This is a genomic window from Kurthia populi (genome assembly GCF_042686175.1).
In the GTDB taxonomy this organism is placed as follows: domain Bacteria; phylum Bacillota; class Bacilli; order Bacillales_A; family Planococcaceae; genus Kurthia; species Kurthia populi.
The window spans coordinates 1-3,465 of the sequence record NZ_JBHUOR010000077.1; the positions used below are offsets into that span (position 1 = coordinate 1).

Annotated in this window: 2 protein-coding genes; both read left to right on the plus strand. The window is 34.3% G+C overall.

Going from position 1 to position 3,465, the window contains the following annotated elements; genetic code table 11:
• Positions 1-380 precede the first annotated feature (380 nt).
• Entirely contained in the window at positions 381-1,364 is a 984-nt protein-coding gene (locus ACFSY7_RS10570) for a ring-cleaving dioxygenase (RefSeq protein ID WP_380147804.1), read from the plus strand.
• Between the two features lie 357 nt (positions 1,365-1,721).
• Positions 1,722-2,915: an MFS transporter gene (locus ACFSY7_RS10575; RefSeq protein ID WP_380147805.1), complete on the plus strand. Its 1,194-nt coding sequence runs from the start codon at positions 1,722-1,724 to the stop codon at positions 2,913-2,915.
• Positions 2,916-3,465 lie beyond the last annotated feature (550 nt).

Genomic DNA, 3,465 nt, shown 5'->3' on the forward strand with positions numbered 1-3,465 from the left:
AAAAATGGCTGTTTACTACCTCTGTTCCAGTGTCTTCGTTTTTCTTCTCAAATGAAAAAATAAGAAAACAGAAAATTCTGTTAAAATTTATGCGACACTAGTGATGTTAATTGAATTTAACATATTCATTTTAATTTAACAAGAGGTGTGAAAATGAATGATTTAGCAATTTCGAAAAAGTAGAAGCACTTTGTAAGCAGTAAGATTTGTCTTTATCATTACAAGCATTTTAATGAAATAAAGGAAGCGGGAATTGCGTGCATGTAATTCCCGTTTTTTTAATAGTGTAGTTGAATGTGTTGACAGGATAAAATTTGCGTGCTATTATATCTTTAAATCAAGATATTAAAAATAAAGATATTGAATCAGGAGGAATAAAAATGAAAAACTTAAAAGGTATGCACCATGTAACAGCAATCACAAGTAATGCAGAAAAAAACTATGAATTCTTCACGTATACATTAGGCATGCGTCTTGTTAAAAAGACGGTAAACCAAGATGATATTCAAACATATCATTTATTCTTTGCAGATGATGAAGGGAATGCCGGAACAGATATGACATTCTTCGATTTCCCTGGAATTCCAAAAGGAACACATGGAACGAACGAAATTCACCGTACATCATTCCGTGTCCCTAGTGATGCAGCATTAGATTACTGGGTAAAACGTTTCGACCGCTTAGGTGTTAAACATACAGGAATTGAACAACAATTTGATGTGAAAATATTAGCATTTGAAGATTTTGATGAGCAGCAATATCAATTCGTTTCAGATGAAACAAATGAGGGACGTCCATCAGGGAAACCTTGGTCGAAAGGTCCAGTGCCAGATGAATTTGCGATTACAGGATTAGGTCCAGTTGTGATTCGTATTGCTGATATTGATTACTTCTCTGCTGTATTAGTGGATGCAATGGGATATAAAAAAATCGCACAAGAAGATAATCTTTACTTATTTGAAGTAGGTGAAGGGGGTAATGGTGCACGTGTCATCGTAGAATTTAACGATCAATTGCCACAAGGTATGCAAGGTTTCGGTACAGTTCACCATGCTGCATTCTGTGTTCGTGATAAAGAAGAACTTTTACAATGGCAACAACGCTTAGAAACAATCGGCTTCCGCACATCTGGTTATGTAGACCGTTTCTTCTTCGAATCATTATATGTACGCGTAGCAAACGGCGTATTATTTGAATTTGCTACAGAGGGTCCTGGGTTCCAAGGGGATGAGCCTTATGAAACATTAGGTGAAAAATTATCATTACCTCCATTCTTTGAAGACAAACGCGAAGAAATTGAAGCATTAGTACGCCCGATTGATACAGTACGCAGCACAAAAACATTTGAAAAAGAATATGAATAATAGTAAGTACTAAAATGGAGAAATCCCTCGTGGATTTCTCTTTTTTTTATAAGAAAATTAACTAATTAATTTATAAAATGATTAATTAGTCGTTTGTGAATGAAAAGAACGATAGTATTTGTATCGATATTTAACTAATTAAATTATTAATTAGTTAAATAATTAATTGGTTTATTAAAAATTCTGAATTTATGATATAATCTAGTTAATTATTTCATCTTCCCGCCAGTAGTAACTATCTAAATTTTAAAAATAATTTTGGCATTAGTTTTGTGTGTTTTTTTTTGAAAATGGGAGGGGATCAGATGTAGCTTCAAACTACCTTTTAAATTTTTTATAAAAGAAAGGGTAGGGAAGATGAAAAAATCGTTCCATTTTTTATGGGTAAGTCAATTATTCGCCAATTTAGGTGATGTTTTTTACATTGTCGGTCTCATTTCGATTTTGTATCAGTTCAATGAATCTACATTTACACTGGCATTATTACCAGTATTAAATATGTCCGGGCGTATGATGAGTAGCTCGGTTGCACCATTTTTCTTAAATCGATGGCGTTTAAAAAGAATCTTATTGGTGTCGCAATTTTTAAAAACGATATTACTCGCATGTCTTCTTTTTAGTGTGATGACAACCACAAATTTAGTCGTTGTATGTGCAATGATTTTTATCATTGCATTGCTTGATGGAGTAGCATTGCCTTCGAGTGAAGCGATGCTACCGAGACTTGTCACAAAGGCTCGTTTAATTCGCGCAAATAGTTTTTTATCAATGCTTAATGAATCCACAAGATTAGGTGGCTGGGCACTTGGTGGGCTAATTGTTGCGATGACAAATGGGTCGTGGATTATTATGCTGACATTAGCATTATATGTCCTATCAACATTGGCTATTTTTTGTATTAAAGATGCAACGGAATTTATACGAAAAGAAACCGTTTTGGAAAAAAGTGAATTAATGGAGGGCTTCCAAATTATCTGGTATAACAGATCGTTTCGCAGTCTTCAAATTCTTTCATTTTTATCAACGTTTGCGAATGTTGTATGGGTAGCTGCCTTTATTTACATTTTTGTAGATGAAGTGCTCCAAGTTTCTGAGGCATGGTGGGGCTATATTAATACCAGCTTTTTTGTAGGATTACTTGTGGGTGCTTCAGTATGTATGAAGCTTGAACAGTATTTTCAGATGAATTTCCGCAAATGGCTTTTGCTAAGCAGCATTATCATCGCCGTTGTTATGCTAGGTTTTAGTATAAATACGTGGCCTTTTATGGCGCTTGTATTGTCTGCTGCTTTTGGTTTTGTGACGCAGCTGCAAGGAATACTTATGGCCTCATGGATACAGGTGAGAGCAGATGAACAGATGCTTGCAAAAATATATAGCGCGCAGGAAGTTTTAAATGGCGTCGCATTTGTTGTCGCCACACTTTTAGTCGGCTATGTTGCTGATTTTATGGCGATTCAATTTGTTTTTATCGGTGCCGCCATTTTATTAGGCATCACAGCATGTTATTTGCTGTATAAACGCAAAAATTTCACGAAAACATTGCATTAATTTTTTGAAGGAAGTCGCATCAAGCGGCTTCTTTTTTTATGTGGCAGATGTAAATGATTTGCTAGAAATACCGAATTACCTCAGAAAGCGTGTTTTAACTACGACATATTTTTTAATAAGTGCTATCCGTATGTTTATTTACATAGTTATGTAGTAATCATTTGCTTAGGATAAAGCAAATAACAAATCTTTAGGATTAATTTGGCGATAAATACAAAATTGTTGTATAGAATATCAGCAGAAAACACCCGCTAGAGCTACTCTAACGGGTGTTTTTTGACTATTTTCTTGCTCAAAAGGGCTTTTTTTGTAGCAGCAAACGAGAATTTTCGGCAGTTGCAGCGAAAATATTCGTTATTTAAATAAATGACACGATCCAGATGGAATTTCGATTTTATGGGATGAAAAAAAGAGCATTTTCTATTAAAAACTACCCCATAGAGCCGCGTATAAATGCTAATTTAAACGTGTACATATAAAATCACTTAAAGATGTACAAATTTACCATTAAATGTAACATACTAGAACTTGAGGTGAATAGTATGTACAT